Source organism: Bradyrhizobium sp. th-b2 (genome assembly GCF_000426785.1).
GTDB lineage: Bacteria > Pseudomonadota > Alphaproteobacteria > Rhizobiales > Xanthobacteraceae > Bradyrhizobium > Bradyrhizobium septentrionale.
This window is the reverse complement of sequence record NZ_AUGA01000001.1, coordinates 567,509-588,849: the sequence shown is the minus strand read 5'-3', so window position 1 is coordinate 588,849 and position 21,341 is coordinate 567,509. Positions and strand designations below refer to the sequence as shown.

Below are 21,341 nucleotides of genomic sequence, written 5' to 3'. Positions count from 1 at the left end.
TCGATTGGAACAATGCTCCGCGCGTGATATCCAGAGGGCATGAGACGGCTGAAGGCGATACGACGGTGGTTCGGACGGCGCTTCGGTTATGCGCGGCTGGTCTGCGTGGTGCTTTTGATCGGTATCGCGGCGCTGCGGGTGATGGACCCGGCTCCGGTGCAGGAGCTGCGGGTCAGGACCTTCGATACCTTCCAGTTGATCGAGCCCCGCAAGAAGACCGCGCGTCCCGTCACCATCGTCGACATCGACGAGAAGAGCCTCGCCGATCCCCGGCTCGGGCAGTGGCCTTGGCCGCGGACGCGGATCGCCGAGATCGTCACCAATCTCACCAGGCTCGGCGCCGTCGTGATCGCATTCGACGCGGTGTTCGCCGAGCCGGACCGTCTCAACCCTGACATCGCAGCCGATACGTTCGGCAATCTCGACGAGGAGATGCGCGCCAGGCTCAGGCAGCTTCCGAGCAATGACAGCATCCTCGCCGAGGCCATCAGGAACTCGCGCGTCGTGCTCGGTGAGTCCGGCGGTCCCAATGTGCGCGCCGACCTCAACGAGAAGCTCCCGGTCACCGGACTGGCGATGCTCGGCGAGGCGCCGCAGCGCTTCATGTTCGAGTTCGTCGGCCTGCTGCGCAACGTGCCGGTGCTCGAGGAGGCCGCCGCCGGCCGCGGCCTGTTCACGATCAGGCCGGAACGCGACGGCATCGTGCGCCGCGTGCCGATGATGATGGTCGCCCAGGGCGTCACCATGCCGTCGCTCACCTTCGAGATGCTGCGGGTGGCGAGCGGCGCGGGCACCATCCTTATCAAGACCGACCAGGCCGGCATCAAGAGCCTCGGCGTCAAGGGCTTCACGATCCCGACCGATCTCAACGGCCAGCTCTGGATCCGCTACGCGCGCCGTGATCCCTCGATTTATGTCCCGGCCATCGACGTGCTGGAGGGGCGTGTCGCGCCGGAAAAGATCGCCGGCAAGCTCATCCTGATCGGCACCTCCTCGATCGGGCTGAACGACATCAAGACGACGCCGGTCACGCCCGCGATGCCCGGTGTCGAGATTCACGCCCAGGTGCTGGAGAGCGCGCTGACCGGCGACGTCGTTTCGCAGCCCAACTACGGCATCGGCATTGAATTCTTCGCCGCGCTGATCATGGGCCTCCTGGTGATCGCCTTTGCGCCGAAATTCGGCCCGGTGACGCTGGTCGTTGTCGGCGGGATGTTCGCCTCGGTGCTGATCGGCACGTCCTGGTATTTCTACTCCCAGCACCGGCTCCTGATCGATTTCACCTATCCGCTGATGTCGACCACGGCGATCTACCTCACGCTGGTCTTCTCCGCCTTCGTGCGCGAGCTGCACCAGCGCCGGCAGATCAGGTCGCAGTTCGTGCAGTACATGTCGCCCGCGCTGGTCGAGCAGCTCGCTAATGCGCCGGAACGGCTCGTGCTCGGCGGCGAGGAGCGCGAGATGACCATCATGTTCTCGGACATGCGCGGCTTCACCGCGATCTCGGAGACCTACAAGCGCGATCCGCAGGGCCTCACGCAGCTGATGAATCGCTTTCTCACGCCGCTCACCAACGCGATTCTCGCCCGCAAGGGCTATATCGACAAATACATGGGCGACGCCATCATGGCGTTCTGGAACGCGCCGCTCGACGACAAGCAGCACCACCTCAATGCCTGCGACGCCGCGCTCGACATGCTGGAGCGTGTCGACGAACTTAACCAGGAACGCGAGCAGGAGGCGCAGGAGGGCGGCCACGTCTATGTGCCGCTCAACATCGGCGTCGGCCTCAACACCGGCAGCTGCGTGGTCGGTAACATGGGTTCCGATCTCAAGTTCAATTATTCGGTGTTGGGCGACAGCGTCAATCTGGCCGCGCGCCTGGAGGGGCAGTCCAAGGAGTACGGCTTCCCGATCATCGTGGGATCGAAGACCGCGCTCGAGGTGAAGGAGAAGTTCGCGATCCTCGAGCTCGACTTCATCATGGTCAAGGGCAAGAAGGAGCCCGAGGTGATCTATGCGATCGCCGGCCGCGAGGACGTTGCGCAATCGGGCCGCTTCCAGCGGCTGCGCAACCTGACCATCGAGATGCTCGCCTGCTACCGCGGCCGCGATTGGGACGGCGCGCTGGCCGCGATCGAGCGCGGCCGCAAGACCGACGAGGCGCAGACGCTGCAATACTTGTATCGCCTCTATGAGGCGCGCATCCGCGCCTTCCAGAAGGAGCCGCCGCCGCAGGATTGGGACGGCGCATTTGCGTTGACGACGAAATAGGCGCCAGATTCACTGTCGTCCCGGGCAAGCGAAGCGCGACCCGGGGCCCATACGCCGCGGCCGGCGTAACGGGCACGCGGCCAAACGGCTTTCCAACAACACCCATTCGTGGTTATGGGTCCCGGCCTTCGCCGGGACGACGGTAAAGAGAATCATTCAAGTCCGATCTGCGTCAGATCCTGAAACCAGTGCTGCGCCTGCACGAATGTCTTCACCTTCGGCGACAGCGCGTGCGGATTGGTGTCGTGCACCACCCACACCAGCGCGGCATCGTCGACGATCAGCGCGTGCGCCTGCGCCAGCAGCGCGTCCTGCTTGGCAGGATCGAAGGTCTGCTTGGCCTCGTCGATCAGCGCGTCGACCTTCGGGTTCTTGTAGCCGCCCCAGTTGACGCCGACCGGAGCGACCTGGCCGGAATGGAAGAACCGCACGATGGCGTACAGCGGGTCCGACGTCACATAGGCGATGTTGTTGGCCGTGATGCCGGCGTTCATCTCGTCGGCCGCGCCTTTGCGCCAGTGGGTATAGAGCGTCTCGAGCTCGACCACCTTGAAGTCGACATCGATGCCGATCTCCTTGAAGCTCTGCTGCAGGAACTCGTTCATCGGCAGCGACAGCATCTGCCCGGTGCCGCCCTGGGCGATGATGAAGGTCGTCTTCAGCGGCTTGTCCTTGGAATAGCCGGCTTCCTCCACCAGCTTCTTCGCGGCCGCGAGGTCGTATTTCAGTTCGAAGGTCGGCTTGCCGAACCACGGGCTCGACGGGTCGACCTGGCCCTTGGCGGGCTTTGCCAGCCCGTTCATCAGGGCAACGACCGCGTCGCGGTCGATCGCGAGGTTGAGCGCCTTGCGCAGGCGGATGTCGGTCCAGGGCGAGCCGGGCAGCACGCTCAGATGATAATTCCAGACATGCGGCGTCACGTTGTCGACGATCTTCATGCCGGCGGCCTTGAGCTGCGGCACGGCGTCGGGCGCCGGCGTTTCGATCAGGTCGACCTGGCCGGCCAGCAACGCGTTGGTGCGCGTCAATGCCTCCGGCATCGGGATCAGGATCATCTTGTCGACCTTCGCAAGCCGCTTCTTGTCCCAATAGTCCGGGTTCTTGGTCAGCTCGGCGAGTTCGCGCGGCACGAGTTTCGTCAGCTTGAACGGGCCGGTTCCGGAGGGCTGGCTGGCGAACTTGTCCCAGTCTCTGCCGAGCTTCTCATATTGCGCGGGGCTCGAGACCAGGAACCAGAGCATCTGGTAGGGGAAGAAGGAGTCGACCGTCTTGGTCGTGATCTCGATGGTCGAGTCGTCGATCTTGGCGTAGCTCGCGACCGAGGGCAGGCGGGTCTTGACCTGCGCGCTCTGCCGCTTGTCGAATTGCGGTGCCTTGTCGTTCAGCACCTTGTCGAGATTCCAGATCACGGCGTCGGCGTTGAAGTCGCTGCCGTCGTGGAATTTGACGCCCTTGCGCAGCGTAAAGCGCCACTTGGTCTTGTCGGTGTCGTCGACCTTCCATTCGGTCGCGAGTCCCGGCACCAGCTTGCCCGGTCGGTCGGCAACATCCATCTCCCAGGCAACCAGCGGATCGTAGATCGTGTAGGCCGTGAACTGATAGGCGCCGGCGCCGCGATCGGGCTGGCCGGTCGTCAGCGGAATGTCGGCCATCGAAATGCCGTAGCGCACAATGGACTCCGCCCGCGCAGACAGGGCAGGCCAGCCCGCGGTCAGGGCAAGCGCCATTGCTGCCATCAGGATCGAATTGCGCGCACGCATATTAAAGGCTCCATTGGTGGGAAGTCGGAACCAAATCCTGCAAGCGTGATGCCAGAATAGGCACTATTGCCCCGTCTTAGTCTAAGGTGGGAAGAAATCAGCGCCCAGCGGTTATTTGCTGAAGAACTATTCCCCTTGGCACGGGCATTGCATACGCTTGCCTAAGAAATAATCACCAAAACGTCACCAGACTCGAAGGGGCTGCTCAGATGCGTAACGGGAAGACCAATGCGACAGCGATCATGCTGGCGCTCGCGATTGCTGCCGGTGTGCCGGCGATCGCCCGTGCCGAGACCGTGCTGCGTATTGGCATGACGGCTGCCGATATTCCGCGCACCCTCGGGCAGCCGGACCAGGGGTTTGAGGGCAATCGCTTCACCGGGCTCACGATGTATGACGCGCTGACGATGTGGGACCTGTCGTCGTCGGACAAGGCGAGCGCCATGATTCCGGGCCTCGCCACCGAATGGAAGGTCGACGATTCCGACAAGACCAAGTGGGTGTTCAAGCTGCGTCCCGGCGTCGCCTTTCACGATGGTTCGCCGTTCAATGCCGATGCGGTGGTCTGGAATGTCGACAAGGTCCTGAAGCAGGACGCGCCGCAATATGATGCGAGCCAGGTCGGCGTCACCGCCTCGCGGATGCCGACGCTGGTTTCCGCGCGCAAGATCGACGACATGACGGTGGAGTTGACCACCAAGGAGCCGGACAGCTTCCTGCCGATCAATCTCACCAATCTGTTCATGGCGAGCCCGACCAAGTGGCAGCAATTCTACGACAAGGCCGAAGGCGCCGACGCCAAGGCGAAGTCGCAGGTCGCATGGGCCGCGTTCGCCAAGGACGCTTCGGGCACCGGCCCCTGGAAGATGTCGAGCTTCACTCCGCGTGAGCGGCTCGAACTGGTGAAGAACGACAACTACTGGGACAAGGCCCGCGTGCCGAAGACGGACAAGATGGTGCTGCTGCCGATGCCGGAGGCCAATGCCCGCACCGCGGCGCTGCTGTCGGGGCAGGTCAACTGGATCGAGGCGCCGGCGCCGGACGCATTGCCCGAGATCAAGCAGCGTGGCTTCTCCCTCTATTCCAACGAGGAGCCGCATGTCTGGCCCTGGCAGTTCTCCCGCGTCGAGGGCTCGCCGTGGAACGACATCCGGGTCCGCAAGGCCGCCAATCTCTGCATCGATCGCGAAGGGCTGCGTGACGGCCTGCTCGCGGGCCTGATGGTGCCCGCGACCGGCACGTTCGAGCCCGGCCATCCGTGGCGCGGCAATCCGACCTTCCAGATCAAATACGACAAGCCGGCTGCGCAGAAGCTGATGCAGGAGGCGGGTTTTGGGCCGAACAAGAAGCTGACGGTCAAGATCCAGACCTCGGCATCGGGCTCGGGCCAGATGCTGCCGCTGCCGATGAACGAATATCTGCAGCAGGCCTTGGCCGAGTGCTACTTCGATGTGCAGCTCGACGTCATCGAATGGAATACGCTGTTCACCAACTGGCGGCGCGGCGCCAAGGATCCGTCCGCCAACGGATCGAATGCGACCAACGTCACCTATGCGGCGATGGATCCGTTCTTCGCGCTGGTGCGCTTCCTGCAATCGGGCATGGCGCCGCCGGTCTCGAACAATTGGGGCTTCAACAACAACCCGAAGTTCGACGAACTGGTGAAGAAGGCCCGCCAGACCTTCGACCCGGCCGCCCGCGACGCGGCGCTCGCCGAGCTGCATGCCGCTTCGGTCGATGATGCGGCGTTCCTCTACGTCGCGCACGACGTCGCACCGCGCGCGATGAGCCCGAAGATCAAGGGCTTTGTGCAGCCGAAGAGCTGGTTCGTCGACTTCTCGCCGGTCTCGATTGTGCCGTGAGGCACTAGACGCGCAATCGGTGCACCCTCTCCCCTTGTGGGAGAGGGTGGCTTCGCGAAGCGAAGCCGGGTGAGGGGCTGTCTCCGCGGACGCTCCTCCCCGATCTGCAATGACGTTGTCCGCGGATAGAACCCCTCATCCGGCGCGCTCCGCGCGCCACCTTCTCCCACAAGGGGAGAAGGAAGAAAGAGCGCAACGTGTTCGCCTATACGTCCAGACGGATCGTCTACGTCATTCCGATCGTGCTCAGCGTTGCGCTGGTGTGCTTCCTGCTGGTGCACATCACGCCCGGCGATCCCCTGGTTGCGGTGCTGCCGGCCGATGCCTCGCAGGAGCTCGCCGCACAATTGCGCGCCGCCTACGGCTTCGATCGGCCGCTGCCCGTGCAATTCGGCCTGTGGCTGTGGCGCGCGATCCATGGCGATCTCGGCAATTCGATCGCGACGGGGCGTCCTGTCCTGACCGAGGTGATGCGCGCGGTCGGCAATACCGTGATGCTGGCGATCGCGGCGGCGATGATCGGCTTCACGCTCGGCCTGCTGTTCGGCCTGATCGCCGGCTATTTCCGCGACACCTGGGTCGACAAGGTCGCGACCTCCTTTGCCATCGCCGGCGTCTCGCTGCCGCATTACTGGCTCGGCATGGTGCTGGTCATCATCTTCTCGGTGCAGCTCAACTGGCTGCCCGCGGTTGGTGCCGGGCCCGGCGGCTCCGGCGCCTGGGCGTGGGACTGGGAGCATCTGCGCTATCTGGTGCTGCCCGCCATCACCACCTCGGTGATCCCGATGGGCATCGTCACCCGCACCGTGCGCGCATTGACCGGCGATATCCTGAGCCAGGATTTCGTCGAGGCACTGCGCGCCAAGGGCCTGCGCGAGACCGGGGTCTTTCGCCATGTCATCAAGAACGCCGCGCCGACCGCGCTCGCGGTGATGGGACTTCAGCTCGGTTACATGCTCGGCGGCTCGATCCTGATCGAGACGGTGTTCTCCTGGCCCGGCTCGGGCCTGCTCTTGAATTCGGCGATCTTCCAGCGCGATCTGCCGCTGCTGCAGGGCACGATCCTGGTGCTGGCGCTGTTCTTCGTGCTGCTCAATCTCCTGGTCGACATCGCGCAGGCCGCGATCGATCCGCGCATCAAGCGGAGCTAACCATGAGTGCGATGAGCGATACCGCATTGCAGGCGGCACCCGCGACCAAGGCGCGCGGCTACTGGGCGACCGTTGGGCGCCGCATCAGGCGCGACAAGGTCAGCATGGCCTGCGCCATCATCCTGGTGCTGATCTTTGCCTCCGCGCTGCTGGCGCCATGGCTGCATCTCGCCGATCCCTATCAGGGCTCGATGATCCGCCGCCTCCGCCATATCGGTACGCCGGGCTATCCGCTCGGCACCGACGAGCTCGGCCGCGACATGCTGGCGCGGCTGATCTATGGCGGACGGCTCTCGCTGGTGATCGGCATCCTGCCGGTGATCCTCGCCTTCGTGATCGGCACCTCGCTCGGCCTCGTCGCCGGTTACGTCGGCGGCAAGCTCAACACCGCGATCATGCGTACCGTCGACGTGTTCTACGCCTTTCCCTCGGTGCTGCTGGCGATCGCGATCTCCGGCGCGCTCGGTGCCGGCATCACCAATTCAATCGTGTCGCTGACCATCGTGTTCGTGCCGCAGATCACCCGCGTCGCCGAAAGCGTCACCACCGGCGTGCGCAACATGGATTTCGTCGAGGCGGCGCGCGCGTCCGGCGCCGGTCCGTTCACCATCATGCGAGTGCACATGCTCGGCAACGTGCTCGGCCCGATCTTCGTCTACGCCACCGGCCTGATCTCGGTGTCGATGATCCTCGCCGCCGGTCTCTCCTTCCTCGGGCTCGGCACCAAGCCGCCGGAGCCGGAATGGGGCTTGATGCTGAACACGCTGCGCACCGCGATCTATGTCAATCCATGGGTCGCGGCGCTGCCCGGCGCGATGATCTTCGCGGTCTCGATCTGCTTCAATCTGCTGAGCGACGGCATGCGCAGCGCCATGGACATCAGGAACTAAGGCATGAGCGACAATCTCTCTGCCGACATGCTGGAGCCGGTCGCCGACATCGGCGGCGCCGCGCAGCCGCTGTTGCAGGTCAAGGGGCTGACAAAACACTTCCCGGTGCGCGGCGGGCTGTTCAGCCCGCGCAAGACCGTGCGCGCCGTCGACGATGTCACCTTCGCGGTCATGAAGGGCGAGACCGTCGGCATTGTCGGCGAGTCCGGCTGCGGCAAGTCGACCACCGCGCGGCTGTTGATGCACCTGATGACCCGCGATGCCGGCGACATCGTCTATGACGGTTTGCAGGTCGGCCCGTCGCTGTCGCTGCGCGATCTGCGCCGCGGCATGCAGATGGTGTTCCAGGACAGCTACGCCTCGCTCAATCCGCGCCTCACCATTGAGGAATCGATCGCGTTCGGGCCCAAGGTGCACGGCATGGCCGACGGCGCGGCGCGGGCGCTGGCGCGCGAGCTGCTCGGCAAGGTCGGTTTGCGGCCGGAGATCTTCGCCAACCGCTATCCGCACGAGGTGTCCGGCGGCCAGCGCCAGCGCGTCAATATCGCCCGTGCGCTCGCGCTGTCGCCGCGGCTCGTGATCCTTGATGAGGCGGTGTCCGCGCTCGACAAATCGGTCGAGGCGCAGGTGCTCAACCTGCTCGCCGACCTCAAGCGCGAATTCGGCCTGACCTATCTGTTCATCAGTCACGATCTCAACGTCGTCCGCTACATCTCCGACCGCGTGCTGGTGATGTATCTCGGCGAGGTCGTCGAGCTCGGCCCGGTCGATGCGGTCTGGGACGCGCCGGCGCATCCCTACACCCGCGCGCTGCTGGCGGCGATGCCGTCATCCGATCCCGACATGCGTACCGAGGTGCCGCCGATCTCGGGCGATCCGCCCAATCCGATCGATCCGCCATCGGGCTGCCGGTTTCACACCCGTTGTCCGTTTGCGGAGCCGCTCTGCGCAAACGACACGCCAAAACTCAGCGTTCTCGATACAATGGGCCATCAAGCGGCGTGCTACATGGCCATTCCTGGCTCAGGGCACAGCCGCGCGCCGGCAAAAGCAAAAGGAGAAAACGCGGCATGACCAGACCCACTCCCAAAGACGTCAAGGTGATCGCGCACGTCGCCGACGTGCCCGCTGACGACGAGACCGCCACCCGCATCGCCAATTCGATCGGGCCCGCCTTCGACGGTTTTGCACCGATCTCCGGCACGCTGCCCTTCGATCTCGAACCCGCGAGCTTCCTGCTGGCGCAGATCACAAAGGTGTCGAAATGAGCACCGAGCCGGCCCTCATGACCCTGACCGCAGTCGCCAAGGCGATTGCCGACAAGAAGGTCTCCTCGCATGAGGTGACGCGCGCCGTGCTGCATCGCATTGCAGAGTGGCAGCCGCGCCTCAACGCCTATATGGCTGTTGAATCCGAACAGGCGCTTGCTGCGGCCACCGAGGCCGATGCGGCGCTCGCCAAGGGCAACGCGCGTGGCCCGCTGCACGGCGTGCCGCTGGCGCACAAGGACATGTATTATGACGCCGGCAAGGTCGTGACCTGCGGCGCGCTGATCCGCCGCGACTTCGTGCCGAAGACGACCGCGACGGCGCTGCAGCGATTGAAGGATGCCGGACAGGTCCGGCTCGGCTCGCTGCAGATGGTCGAGTTCGCCTATGGGCCGACCGGCCACAACGTGCATTACGGCGCGGTGCGCAATCCCTGGAATACCGAGCACATCACCGGCGGCTCGTCGTCGGGCTCGGGCTCGGCGGTCGCCGCGCGGCTCACCTTTGCCGCGCTCGGTTCCGACACCGGCGGCTCGGTGCGCATGCCCGCGCATTTCTGCGGCGTCACCGGGCTGAAGACGACGGTCGGCCGCGTCAGCCGCGCCGGCGCGATGCCGCTGTCGCAGTCGCTCGATACCGTCGGTCCGCTGGCGCAGACCGCGGAGGACTGCGCGCTGCTGCTCGGCCTGATGGCCGGCGCCGATCCCGAGGATCTCACCGCGTCGACGCAGCCGGTGCCCGACTATTTGGCCGCGACCAGACAGTCGCTGAAGGGCGTCAAGATCGGCGTGCCGACGGCGTTCTATGTCGACGACCTCGATCCTGAAGTGGCGCGCATCCTCGACGAGACGGTTGCCACCCTGAAGAAGGAGGGCGCCGAGATCGTCAAGGTCGAGCTGCCCGATCAGCGCCAGCTCAGCGCGGCGTCGCAGCTGGTGCTCGCGGCCGAGGCCGCCGCCTTCCACAAGCGCTGGATGATCGAGCGGCCGCAGGATTACGGCGCGCAGGTCCTGATGCGGCTGCAGAACGGGCTCACCATTCCTGCCGTCAGCTATCTCGAGGCGATGCGCTGGCGCGGCCCTGCGCTCGCCGCACACAATTCGGCGATCAGCGGCGTCGATGCGGTTATTGCGCCGTCGGCCCCGGTGCCGGCGCCGACGATCGCCGAAAGCGACGTCGGCAACGGTCCGGGCGCGGAGGCGGTGATCCAGCGGCTGACGCGGTTCACCCGTCCGGTCAATTATCTCGGCGTGCCGTCGCTCTCGATTCCGTCGGGCTTCACCAGAGCGGGCCTGCCGGTCGGCATGCAGCTGATCGGCCGCTCGTTCGAGGAAGCCGCATTGCTGCGGATCGGCGCAGCGTTCCAGCGCGCGACCGATTTCCACGCCAGGGTGCCCAAGCTCGCATGACCAATCTTGTCGAGATCAACAACCTCAACATCCGCTTCACCGGCGATCGCACGGTGCATGCCGTGAACGATCTCAGCCTGTCGCTCGGCGAGGGCGAGGTGTTGGGGTTGCTCGGCGAGTCCGGCTCGGGCAAGAGCGTGACCTTGCGCGCGTTGATGCGGCTGTTGCCGAAGAAGCGCACGCAGATCTCCGGCAGCGTGACAGTGCTGGGTCGGGATGTGCTGGCGATGGACGACGAGGCGCTGTCCGCATTCCGCGGCCAGACCGTCTCGATGATCTTCCAGGAGCCGGCGCTGGCGCTCGATCCGGTCTACACCATCGGCCGCCAAATCGCGGAGACGGTGATGCGCCACGAGGGCAAGAGCGAGCGCGATGCCACCGCGCGTGCGCTCGAAATGCTCGAAGTCGTGCGGATCCCTTCCGCCAGGCGGCGGCTGGAATCCTATCCGCACGAGATGTCGGGCGGCATGCGCCAACGCGCGATGATCGCACTGGCGCTGGCCTGCAAGCCCAAAATCCTGCTCGCGGACGAACCGACCACGGCGCTCGATGCCACCGTGCAGATCCAGATCCTGCTGCTGCTGCGCGAGCTGCAGCGCGAATTCGGCATGTCGGTCATCTTCGTCACCCACGACATTGGCGTCGCGATCGAGATCTGCGACCGCGTCGCGGTGATGTATGCCGGCCAGATCGTCGAGCAGGGCGCCCTGCGCGACATCGTGCGCACGCCGGTCCATCCCTATGCGAAGGGTCTGCTGGCCTCGACCATCCACGGCGCGATGCGCGGCCAGCGGCTCGAAACCATCCCGGGCACGCCGCCCTCGCTCGATCAGGCACCGGCCGCTTGCTCGTTCGCGCCACGCTGCAGGTTCGCCGAGCCGCGCTGCAGCGAAGGCTTGCCGCCCGGCGTGCAGGTCGCGCCCGGCCATTTGGCGCGCTGCGTGCTCGCAGAACCCGCGGCCGCCACGGTTTAGGAGACGCGGGCGACCGCGTCGGCAATCCAGCGCCGCACTGCGGCAATGCGCCGGTCGCGCGCCTGTTCGGTGCGGGAGATCAGGTAGATCGTCTCGCTGGGCGCGGCCTCGAACGCGAACGGCGCCACCAGTTTCTTGCCGAAGCCCGGCCGCGCCTTGATCAGGGGAGCGATCGCGATCGCGACGCCGAGCCCGTGTTCGGCGGCCTCCAGCATCGCCGGCACGCTGTCGAGCCACAGATGCCCGCGCGGCGCAAGATTCGGCAGCCCGGCCTCCTGCAACCAGGCCGGCCAGGCCCGCGGCTGCGTCGTGACATGGATCAGCACCTCGCGCGACAGGTCCTCCGGCCGCCGCAGTCCGGCCTTGACCAGCGCCGGCGCGCAGACCGGCTGCCCGCTGACCCGGACCAGCGGCTCGACCTTCAGCCCGGCGGCATGCTCCCGCCCGTAGCGGATCGCGACGTCGACGCGCGAGCCGATGAAGTCGGCATATCGATGGGTGGCCTCGATCCGCAGCGTCAGCTGCGGATGGCGCCGCTTGAACTCCGGCAGCGCCGGCAGCAGCACGGCGCTGGTGAAGAACGGCAATGAGCTGATCCAGAGTTCGCCGCTGCTCTCGCGGCGTTGCCGCAGCATGTCGCGGCTAGCCTCCTGCAGCGTCGCCAGCGCGGCCGACACCTTTGCGAGATAGCGCTCGCCGTCCAGGGTCAGCCGCACCGAGCGCGCGCCGCGGACGAACAGTTTGGTGCCGAACTGCTGCTCCAGCCCGCGGATCTGGTGGCTGATCGCCGACGGGCTCAGCGACAGGTCGCGCGCGGCGCCGCGGAAGCTCAACTGTGTGGCCGCGCGCTCGAAGGCGAGCAGCGCCGCGAGCGGCGGGATCAGGCGCGGATCCGGAGCGTCCAATGGGTGAATTTTGTTCACCTGAAGTGATGAACGGCCTTTTGTCATGGCTGCTATTCTTCGCTCAGATTGCCAGATCGCTCAATCCTGCTCACCTCAGGGAACGCACCTTGGCCATCTTCGAACCGCTCGCCACGCCCCACCACTGGAAGCCCGCCGCGCTGCGGCGGGGCCGTTCGCAGGCCTTCAGGGCGGGGCGGTCGCAAGCCTGTTGACCGCCGAGGTCGAGGCGATGGCCGGCGCGCGCAACTGGGGCACCGCGATCTCAGCTTCAGCCTGGTTCCTGCGGCCGACCCCGATGGCCGAATTGCGCACGCAAGTCACCGTCGTGACCGAGGGCGGCCGGGTCAGCGTCGTCGACAACACGCTCTGGCCGGTCGGCGAAGCGCAGCCCACCGCGACGGTGCGCGTGACGCTGTCCCGCGAACGTGCCGTCGAGGTGCCGGGCCTTGACGGAAGTGCAGCCGACCCGGTCGATCCCACGGCCTTTCCGTTGCGCAACCTGCACGCCGTCCATGGCCATGGCCGCAGCTGGTTCATGGATGCGATGGAAGCCCGTGTCGGCGGCGAGGTTGCCTGGTTTCGCATGCATCATGAGGTGACGACCGATGCCGGCCCGCTGGCGCGGGTGCTCGGTCCCGCCGACTGGACCCACGGCATCGCGCGCCCGGTCCAGAACGTGGTGGCCGACCCCAATCCGAATCTGGCGGTGCAACTGTTCAGGCCACCGCGGGGCGCGTGGATCGGTGTTCGCCCCGAGGCGCGCTGGCGCCCGGAAGCCGGCCTTGGCGTCGGCAGCGGGGTATTGCTCGATGTGAACGGCGAGATCGGCAGGGTCTCGATGTCGGTCATTCTCGTGCCCTTTCCAAGAACTGCACCTGTTACCGCACCTGTTACCGCGCCGGGTTCCGCGGCCGGTTAACCCTAATTATTCCGTCAACTGTCTGTGGGATCACAAAAATAGCCCGCGAACCATGCTCTGGTCGACGCGACTTGAAATGGACGATGGCCGCAAACGCCTATACAAGGTGGTCATCACGTAACGCTTTGTTTGCAGAGAACAGTTTTCATGGCAGCCGCGCCCGCTGTCCGGCGTTCCGAACTGGCTGAGGCGCTGCGCGCATGTCGCAGTGCCTTCATCGGCGTCGGTCTCATCAGTTGCATGATCAACCTGTTATATCTGACAGGTTCGATGTTCATGCTGCAGGTCTACGACCGCGTGCTGCCGAGCCGTAGCGTTCCGACCCTGGTCGGCCTCGTGGTCATCGCCGCGGTGCTCTACATCGCCCAGGGCGTGCTCGATCTCTTGCGCGGACGGATCCTCGGTCGCGTCGGCACCTCGCTCGACGAGGCGCTCAATGCGCGGGTGTTCGACACCATCGTGCGGCTGCCGCTGATGGCCGGCAATCGCAGCGAGGGCCTGCAGCCGCTGCGCGATCTCGACAACGTGCGCTCCTTCCTCGGCAGCATGGGTCCCGGCGCGTTCTTCGATTTGCCTTGGCTGCCGTTCTACATGGCGATCTGCTTCGCGTTCCATTGGCTGCTCGGCGTCACCGCGCTGGTCGGCGCCGTCATTCTGGTGACGTTGACGCTGATTACCGAATACATGTCGCGCTCGCCCGCCAAGGAAGCGATGTCGCTCGCGGCGCGGCGCAACGATCTCGCCGCCTCGAGCCGCCGCAACGCCGAGGTGCTCGTGGCGATGGGCATGGCCGGGCGGATGAACAAGCGCTGGAACGAGGCCAACGAGGAATATCTCTCCGGCAACCAGCACGCGAGCGACGTCACCGGTGGGCTCGGTGCGGTCGCCAAGGTGCTGCGCATGATGCTGCAGTCCGCGGTGCTCGCGGTCGGTGCCTATCTCGTGATCCACCAGGAGGCCACCGGCGGCATCATCATCGCCGGCTCGATCCTGAGCGCGCGGGCGCTGGCGCCGGTCGATCTCGCGATCGCGCATTGGAAGGGCTTTGTCGCCGCGCGGCAGAGCTGGCAGCGGCTCAACCGCCTGCTGCAACAGATTCCGGCGCGCCCCGAGCAGACGCTGCTGCAGGCGCCGGAGAAGAGGCTTTCGGTCGAGGCGGTGACCATGGTTGCGCCCGGCGATCAGCGCGCCATCGTGCAGGACATCACCTTCGCGGCCGAAGCCGGCAGCGGCGTCGGCGTGATCGGCCCGAGCGGTTCCGGCAAGTCGTCGCTGATCCGGGCGCTGGTCGGCGTCTGGGTGCCGGCGCGCGGCAAGGTACGGCTCGACGGCGCAGCGCTCGACCAGTGGTCGTCGGACGAGCTCGGGCGCCATGTCGGCTATTTGCCGCAGGACGTCGAATTGTTCGCCGGCACGGTGGCGCAGAACATCTGCCGGTTCGATCCCGACGCCAAGTCCGACGGCATCATCGCCGCGGCCAAGGAAGCCGGCGTGCACGAGATGATCATCAAGATGCGCGAGGGCTACGACACCCAGGTCGGCGAGCAGGGCACCGCGCTCTCCGCTGGCCAGGCGCAGCGCGTCGCGCTGGCGCGCGCGCTCTACGGCGATCCGTTTCTGATCGTGCTGGATGAGCCGAACTCCAACCTCGATAGTGAAGGCGACGAGGCTCTGACCCGCGCGGTGCGTGGTGCCCGCGAACGCGGCGCCATCGTCATCGTGGTCGCGCACCGGCCGGTCGGCATCGAGGGCGTCGACCAGCTGCTGGTGCTGAAGGACGGCCGCATGCAGACCTTTGGGCCGAAGGAGACCGTGCTCGCCCAGGTGCTGCAGCGCGTCGCGCCGCCGGTGCCGACGCCGATCAAGATCGTCGCCGATGCGGGGGGAGCCAAGTCATGAGCGATCGCATGACCGATCAGCCGCGCAACGCACGTCTCTCGATCCGCAAGCATCTGATCGTCGGCCTCGTCGTGGTTCTGGTTCTGGGCGGCGGCGTCGGTGGCTGGGCGACCACGGTGCCGATCTCGGGCGCGCTGATCGCGCCGGGCTCGGTGGTGGTCGAGTCCAACGTCAAGAAGGTGCAGCATCCGACCGGCGGCGTGGTTGGCGAGGTCCGGGTGCGTGACGGCGACGTGGTCAAGGCGGGTGATGTCGTCGTGCGCCTCGACGAGACGGTCGTGAAGGCGAGCCTTGCGATCGTGGTCAAGACGCTGAATGGCCTCTACGCGCGCGCAGCCCGGCTCGAAGCCGAGCAGCGGGGCAACGACAAGATCGCCTTCCCGCCGCAGCTCACCGAGCAGGCCAAGGATCCCGACGTGCGCGACATCATGGCGAGCGAATCCAAGCTGTTCGAAGTCCGCGTCAACGGCCGCAGCGGCCAGAAGGCGCAGCTGCGCGAACGCGTCACCCAGCTCAACGAGGAGATCTCCGGCCTGCAGGCGCAGGAAGCCGCCAAGGACAAGGAGATCGCACTGGTGCAGCAGGAGCTGGTCGGCGTCCGCCAGCTCTATGAGCAGCATCTGGTGCAGCTCACCCGCCTGACCACGCTGGAGCGCGACGCGGCGCGGCTCTCCGGCGAGCGCGCGCAATACATCGCCTCGCGCGCCCAGGCCAAGGGCAAGATCACCGAGACCGAGTTGCAGATCATCCAGGTCGACAAGGACATGGTCTCCGAGGTCTCGAAGGACCTGCGTGAGACCAACGACAAGATCGGCGAGTTTGTCGAACGCAAGGTGACCGCCGAAGACCAGCTTCGCCGCATCGACATCCGCGCGCCGCAGGACGGCGTCGTGCTGCAGTCGACCGTGCACACGGTCGGCGGTGTGATCACCGCCGGCGACGCCATCATGATGATCGTGCCGAAGGCCGACGATCTGTCGGTCGAGGCCAAGGTCAACCCGCAGGACATCGACAAGCTGCAGGTCGGACAGAAGACCGTGCTGCGGCTCTCCGCCTTCAACCAGCGTACCACGCCCGAGCTGAACGGCGTCGTCACGCGCGTCTCCGCCGACGTCAACACCGATCAGCGCACCGGGCAGAGCTACTACACCATCCGCGTCTCGATGCCCCCGGAAGAGGTCGCGCGCCTCGGCAGCGAGGTGAAGATCATCCCAGGCATGCCGGTGGAAGCCTTCGTCCAGACCGGCGACCGCACCATGCTGTCGTATCTGATGAAGCCGATGAGCGACCAGTTCATGCGCTCGTTCCGCGAGAAGTGAGATTCTTCGCGCAGCGTTGCTCCGCTGATTGATAGTCCGCGAATCTCTCCCCCGCGTCGTCCCGGCGAAGGCCGGGACCCATTACCCCAGGAATGAGTTATGATGCAGGGTGTGGCCATAGCGCAGCTCACCGCCAACACTTGTGGTTATGGGTCCCGGCCTTCGCCGAGACGACGCCGTTGAACTAGCGCGACAGATTCCTCAGCAGTAGCTCCAGCGCCGCCTTTGCGAACGCCTGCATGTTGGCCTGCCGGTCGCCGCTGGCGGTTTCCAGCGTGATGACCTGCTGCTGCGGGCCTGAGACCGCCATGCAGCTGTGGCCGGCGGCATCGCCGTAGCGGTTGCCGGTCGGGCCGGCGGCGCCGGTTTCCGACAATCCCCAATCGGTCGCGAGGCGTTCGCGGATCTGGCGCGCCAGCAACTGAGCATAGGGTTCTGACGACGAGCGGAGACCCCGCATCGCGTCGTCGGAAATGTCCATCAGCGCACGCCGCGCGTCGCGGGTGTAGATCACGCCGCCGCCGAGGAAATAGGCCGATGCGCCGGGCACCGCGAGCAGTGACGCGGAGATCAGTCCGCCGGTGGAGGACTCCGCGACCGCAATCGTCTGCTTGTTGGCGATCAGTTTCGCGGCGACCTGCTCAGCGATGGATATGAGTGCGTTCATCGGCGCTCTTTCTCGTTGCTTGCCATGAAAATCCTGTAGGGCGTTCTGCCTTCCTAGCACACCACACCGGCCTCTGCCGAGTTGCGGATCGCAGCATGGACTGATTGAATGTCGGACAACAACCAAGCGGCGCCCCGACAGTTGTTGTGAGAGCGTGCGCGGAGGAAACACCATGACGTTGCCGATCGCGGGCGGCGTGGATTGCGATCTGCATCCCGCCGTGCCTCACCTCACCAGCCTGCTGCCGTACATGAACGACTACTGGCGCGACCAGGTGACGACGCGCGGCATGACGGATCTGATCTCGCAATCCTATCCCACCAATTCGCCGATCTCGTCGCGGCCGGACTGGCGCCCCGCGCAAGGCAAGCCGGGCTCGAGCCTTGGGGACATGCAAAGTCAGGCGCTCGACAAGTTCGGCACCGCCTACGGTATCTGCAACCCGCTCTACGGCGTGCAGTTGGTGTTCTCCGAAGACATGGCCGATGCCTTCTGCCGCGCGCTGAACGACTGGCTGGTCAAGGAGTGGCTCGACAAGGATGATCGGCTGCGCGGATCGATCGTGATTCCGATGCAGAGCATCGACAAGGCGGTGGCCGAGATCGAGCGCTGTGCGCAGGACAAGCGCTTCGTGCAGGTGCTGATGCTTGTGATGGGCGACATGCCGCTCGGCAAGCGTCACTACTGGCCGATTTACGCCGCGGCCGAACGGCACGGCCTGCCGATCGGCATCCATGCCGGCAGCGCCTACCACAACCCGCCGACCTCGGTCGGCTGGGGCTCCTATCACATCGAGGATTACGTCGCGCAGGCGCAAGCGTTCCAGACCCAGCTCACCAGCCTGATCGTCCAGGGCGTGTTCGCGCGCCATCCAGCCTTAACGATGGTGATGCTGGAGAGTGGTTTCACCTGGCTGCCGCCGTTCCTGTGGCGGCTGCACAAGTTCTGGCGCGGCGTGCGCATGGAAACGCCGTGGGTCGATCGTGCGCCGCTGGAGATTGTGCGAAGCAACATCCGCTTCTCGCTGCAGCCGGTCGACGCGCCGCCGGAAGGCGACACCCTGAACCGGCTGTTCGACCATATGCAGTCGGACGAATTGATCCTATTCTCGACTGACTATCCGCATTGGCAGTTCGATGGTGACGAGGTCTTGCCGAAGGGGTTGTCGCCGGACCTGGTCCGCAAGATCATGATCGACAATCCGCACGCGACCTATGGACGGTTGAAGGTGAAGGAGATGACGCCATGAACATCCAGGTTCGGGAACGCCCCGAGGCGGCCGCGTCGACGGGCATCAAGACCGCGATCGCCGATTGCGACATCCATCCGGCACGCGCGACCAAGGACGAGCTGCATCCTTATCTGGCCAAGCGCTGGCACAGCCATCTCGAGACCTTCGGCGTTCATGCTTATCAGGGCATGATGGAAGGCCCGCCCTATCCGAAGGCGCAGCCGAACGCCTCGCGCCGCGACGCCTATCCGCCGGAAGGCGGGCCGCAGGGCTCGTCGCTGTCCTTCATGCAGAAGCAGCATCTCGATCCCAACAATGTCGCGCTCGGCGTGCTCAATCCGCTCAACACCGGGCAGGGCATCCGCAACCAGGACCTCGCCGGCGCGATCTGCTCGGCGATCAACGACTGGCAGATCGAGAAATGGACCAGCAAGGACTCGCGGCTGAAGGGCTCGGTGGTCGTCGCCAATGAGGAGGGCGTGTCGGCGGCAGCGGAAATCCGCAAGCGCGCAGGCGACACGAATTTCGTCCAGGTGCTGCTGCTCAGCCGCAACGTCGAGCCGCTCGGCCAGCGCCGCTACTGGCCGATCTATGAGGCGGCGCAGGAGGCCGGCCTGCCGATCGGCGTGCACGCCTTCGGCTTCGGCGGCAACCCGATCACCGCCTCGGGCTGGCCGAGCTATTACATCGAGGAGATGGTTGGGCATTCGCAGTGCCAGCAGACCGCGCTGGCGAGCCTGGTGCTCGAAGGCGTGTTCGAGCGCTTCCCGAAACTGAAGATGGTGATGGTCGAGGCCGGCTTCGGCTGGGCGCCGTCGCTCGCCTGGCGACTCGACAAGGTGTTTGCGCGGCTGCATTCCGAGGTGCCGCATCTGAAGCGCAAGCCGTCGGAATACATCCGCGACCACATCTGGTGGACCACGCAGCCGATGGAAGATCCGGAGAGCCGCGACCATCTGTTCCAGACCATCGAATGGATCGGCTGGGACAGACTGTTGTTCGCGACCGACTATCCGCATTGGGATTACGACGAGCCTTCGCGCGTGCTGCCGGCCGGCGTCAGCGATGCTAACCGCCAGGCGTTCTATCTCGACAATGCGAAGCAGCTGTAAGGTATCTCATAGATGGCGCGTCATGTGATTGCCCCGGTGGACGAGTTGCCACCCGGGTCGCGAAAATTCTTCGAGATCGACGGACGGCCGATCGCCGTCTTCAACGTCAAGGGCGAGTTCTTCGGCCTGTTGAACCGCTGCCCGCATCAGGGCGCGGCGCTCTGCGAGGGCCCGCTGATCGGGCTCGCGTCATCCTCCGATCCCGGCGAGATCGAATACACCAAGCTCGGCGAGATCCTGCGCTGCCCCTGGCATGGCTGGGAGTTCGACATCCGCACCGGCCAGTCCTATTGCGACCCGCGTCGCTTCCGCGTACGCGCCTATCCGGTCAGCGTCGAGCCGGGCACCAATGTGGTGAAGGGGCCGTATGTCGCCGAGACCATCAAGGTCGCGGTGGAAAGCGACTACGTGGTGGTGGATTTGTAGTGTTCGCCGCGCTGGCGCCACGCGGGCGGTCCCGTAGGGTGGGTTAGCCGACTACGTCCGCCGTAGCTCAACGAGCGAAGGCGGAAGGCGTAACTCACCATCTTCTCCGCGGCACGAAGTCGGGGAGTTACGCTTCGCTAACCCACCCTACATTCTTAATCACTCCGCCGTCATCTGCCGTTCCCGCGCGTAGCGCACCAGCGCGACGAAGCGGTAAATGCCGTGCACGAATTTTCCGTAGGGCATGGTGATGAACAGCGCGAACACCACGCCGAGGTGTAGCGCGAGCAGCGGGCCCATCGCGGCAGTCTCGCGCCACAGCAGCAAGGCGAGGCCAGTGATGCTGGTCAGGAACAGCATCAGGATGAACGCGGTGTCCATGCCCATCTGCTTTTCGTCGACCAGCACCCGATCGCGCTTCCATTTCTCTGACAAGAGCCCGATAGGGCCGACCACGAGCCCGATGCCGCCGAGCGTGCCCAACACCACAGGCAGATCCCACCAGGCATAGGGCGCTTCGCGCGCCAGCAGATAATGATACAGCGTTCCGACGCAGGTCGCGGCGAAGCACAGCGCGAAGCCGTAGAAGGTGAAGTGGTGATGCAGCTTGCGGCGGTCGGTCGGGTGGTCGTCCTCGTTGAAGCAGCCGACGCCGCCGCCGTCGAGATAGCGCAGCTCGCCGGCATCTCGCACCGCCTGCAACAGCGATTTCGCGTCCGTTTTCATGCCAATGGGCTCGCCGATCGCGCGCCAGAACGCGCGCGCGCCCATCGCCAGCGCCAGGATGGCGTAGAGCAAAGCGGCGCCGAACAGCAGCGCCATCGCATTGTGCGGCATCAATTTGTAGAACGCGCCGGGCCCGGTGTGGATGCCATACAGCACGCCGCGGTCGTTGACGGCGGCAAAGCCGAAGATGAAGGCGGCGACGCTCAGCGCCGCGATCAGGCTGATGACGAGGCCGTTGCGCGCGAACACGCCGGCGAAGGCGCGTGGCCAGGCATAGGCGGCATAGGATTCGGCGCGCGCCACCGCGAGCGTCTTCGGCACATTGACGTTGAATTCGTGCGGCGGCGAGAACTGGCAGTCGGTATAGCAGGCGCCGCAGGCATGGCAGAGATTGGCGAGATAGTTGAGGTCGCCGTCGGAGAAGGCGCGGCGCATCTCCATCGCGGGAAACACCGCGCACAGGCCCTCGCAATAGCGGCAGGAATTGCACACCGTCATCAGACGGTCGGCTTCCTGCAAGATCCTCGTCCCGTGCATCGCTCCCGCCTA

General features: G+C 65.6%; 18 protein-coding genes. 14 read left to right on the top strand and 4 right to left on the bottom strand.

Translation table 11 applies throughout. The features are described 5' to 3' along the window. Positions 1 to 39 precede the first annotated feature (39 nt). The gene (locus K359_RS0102845) at positions 40 to 2,274 is read left to right on the top strand and encodes a CHASE2 domain-containing protein (protein WP_029077987.1); all 2,235 of its coding nucleotides are present in this window, start codon (positions 40 to 42) and stop codon (positions 2,272 to 2,274) included. A 152-nt stretch (positions 2,275 to 2,426) separates the two neighbouring features. Here the strand turns inward: K359_RS0102845 and K359_RS0102840 are convergent, their stop codons facing one another. Continuing rightward, a complete protein-coding gene (locus K359_RS0102840) occupies positions 2,427 to 4,034 on the bottom strand; it encodes an ABC transporter substrate-binding protein (protein WP_029077986.1) in 1,608 nt (535 codons plus the stop codon). A gap of 209 nt (positions 4,035 to 4,243) precedes the next feature. Between K359_RS0102840 and K359_RS0102835 the strand changes: the two genes are divergently transcribed. The 7 genes from K359_RS0102835 to K359_RS0102805 all read left to right on the top strand — a co-directional run bounded on the left by K359_RS0102835 (position 4,244) and on the right by K359_RS0102805 (position 11,588). Further along, complete coding sequence (locus K359_RS0102835; RefSeq protein ID WP_029077985.1) at positions 4,244 to 5,896, top strand: ABC transporter substrate-binding protein; 1,653 nt, start codon at positions 4,244 to 4,246, stop codon at positions 5,894 to 5,896. A 197-nt stretch (positions 5,897 to 6,093) separates the two neighbouring features. Next, a complete protein-coding gene (locus K359_RS0102830; protein ID WP_029077984.1) occupies positions 6,094 to 7,047 on the top strand; it encodes an ABC transporter permease in 954 nt (317 codons plus the stop codon). Between the two features lie 2 nt (positions 7,048 to 7,049). Beyond that, positions 7,050 to 7,937, top strand: a complete 888-nt coding sequence (locus K359_RS0102825; protein WP_156928316.1) for an ABC transporter permease — start codon at positions 7,050 to 7,052, stop codon at positions 7,935 to 7,937. Between the two features lie 3 nt (positions 7,938 to 7,940). Further along, positions 7,941 to 9,011: an ABC transporter ATP-binding protein gene (locus K359_RS0102820; protein WP_029077982.1), complete on the top strand. Its 1,071-nt coding sequence runs from the start codon at positions 7,941 to 7,943 to the stop codon at positions 9,009 to 9,011. After that, the gene (locus K359_RS0102815) at positions 9,008 to 9,205 is read left to right on the top strand and encodes a hypothetical protein (RefSeq protein WP_029077981.1); all 198 of its coding nucleotides are present in this window, start codon (positions 9,008 to 9,010) and stop codon (positions 9,203 to 9,205) included. Before K359_RS0102820 ends, K359_RS0102815 begins: the two co-directional genes overlap by 4 nt. After that, positions 9,202 to 10,614 carry an Asp-tRNA(Asn)/Glu-tRNA(Gln) amidotransferase GatCAB subunit A gene (locus K359_RS0102810; protein WP_029077980.1) on the top strand — a complete coding sequence of 471 codons (1,413 nt, stop codon included), beginning with the start codon at positions 9,202 to 9,204 and terminating at the stop codon, positions 10,612 to 10,614. Before K359_RS0102815 ends, K359_RS0102810 begins: the two co-directional genes overlap by 4 nt. Continuing rightward, on the top strand, positions 10,611 to 11,588 hold the full coding sequence (locus K359_RS0102805; protein ID WP_029077979.1) for an ABC transporter ATP-binding protein: 978 nt from the start codon (positions 10,611 to 10,613) through the stop codon (positions 11,586 to 11,588). The genes K359_RS0102810 and K359_RS0102805 overlap by 4 nt, the downstream gene beginning before the upstream one ends. Here K359_RS0102805 and K359_RS0102800 read toward each other — a convergent pair. Next, positions 11,585 to 12,493, bottom strand: a complete 909-nt coding sequence (locus K359_RS0102800; protein ID WP_029077978.1) for a LysR substrate-binding domain-containing protein — start codon at positions 12,491 to 12,493, stop codon at positions 11,585 to 11,587. The two genes, K359_RS0102805 and K359_RS0102800, sit on opposite strands and share 4 nt — an antisense overlap. A 208-nt stretch (positions 12,494 to 12,701) precedes the next feature. Here K359_RS0102800 and K359_RS50925 point away from each other — a divergent pair, with 208 nt between their 5' ends. The 3 genes from K359_RS50925 (at position 12,702) to K359_RS0102785 (ending at position 16,630) form a co-directional block, all read left to right on the top strand. Beyond that, positions 12,702 to 13,412, top strand: coding sequence for an acyl-CoA thioesterase domain-containing protein (locus K359_RS50925; RefSeq protein WP_245284493.1), 711 nt, complete (start codon positions 12,702 to 12,704; stop codon positions 13,410 to 13,412). A gap of 147 nt (positions 13,413 to 13,559) precedes the next feature. Then, positions 13,560 to 15,311, top strand: a complete 1,752-nt coding sequence (locus K359_RS0102790; protein WP_029077977.1) for a type I secretion system permease/ATPase — start codon at positions 13,560 to 13,562, stop codon at positions 15,309 to 15,311. After that, complete coding sequence (locus tag K359_RS0102785) at positions 15,308 to 16,630, top strand: HlyD family type I secretion periplasmic adaptor subunit (RefSeq protein WP_051345947.1); 1,323 nt, start codon at positions 15,308 to 15,310, stop codon at positions 16,628 to 16,630. The genes K359_RS0102790 and K359_RS0102785 overlap by 4 nt, the downstream gene beginning before the upstream one ends. A gap of 184 nt (positions 16,631 to 16,814) precedes the next feature. Here K359_RS0102785 and K359_RS0102780 read toward each other — a convergent pair whose 3' ends face one another. Further along, positions 16,815 to 17,297: a CinA family protein gene (locus K359_RS0102780; RefSeq protein ID WP_029077975.1), complete on the bottom strand. Its 483-nt coding sequence runs from the start codon at positions 17,295 to 17,297 to the stop codon at positions 16,815 to 16,817. Positions 17,298 to 17,469: 172 nt separating this feature from the next. Between K359_RS0102780 and K359_RS0102775 the strand changes: the two genes are divergently transcribed. From K359_RS0102775 to K359_RS0102765, 3 genes are read left to right on the top strand one after another with little or no spacing between them, the layout of a single operon-like run. Then, a complete protein-coding gene (locus K359_RS0102775; protein WP_029077974.1) occupies positions 17,470 to 18,546 on the top strand; it encodes an amidohydrolase family protein in 1,077 nt (358 codons plus the stop codon). Next, positions 18,543 to 19,640, top strand: a complete 1,098-nt coding sequence (locus K359_RS0102770; protein ID WP_029077973.1) for an amidohydrolase family protein — start codon at positions 18,543 to 18,545, stop codon at positions 19,638 to 19,640. Before K359_RS0102775 ends, K359_RS0102770 begins: the two co-directional genes overlap by 4 nt. A gap of 12 nt (positions 19,641 to 19,652) precedes the next feature. Continuing rightward, complete coding sequence (locus tag K359_RS0102765; protein WP_029077972.1) at positions 19,653 to 20,066, top strand: Rieske (2Fe-2S) protein; 414 nt, start codon at positions 19,653 to 19,655, stop codon at positions 20,064 to 20,066. A gap of 159 nt (positions 20,067 to 20,225) precedes the next feature. Here K359_RS0102765 and tcuB read toward each other — a convergent pair whose 3' ends face one another. Beyond that, positions 20,226 to 21,329 carry a tricarballylate utilization 4Fe-4S protein TcuB gene (tcuB, locus tag K359_RS0102760; RefSeq protein ID WP_029077971.1) on the bottom strand — a complete coding sequence of 368 codons (1,104 nt, stop codon included), beginning with the start codon at positions 21,327 to 21,329 and terminating at the stop codon, positions 20,226 to 20,228. Positions 21,330 to 21,341: the final 12 nt, after the last annotated feature.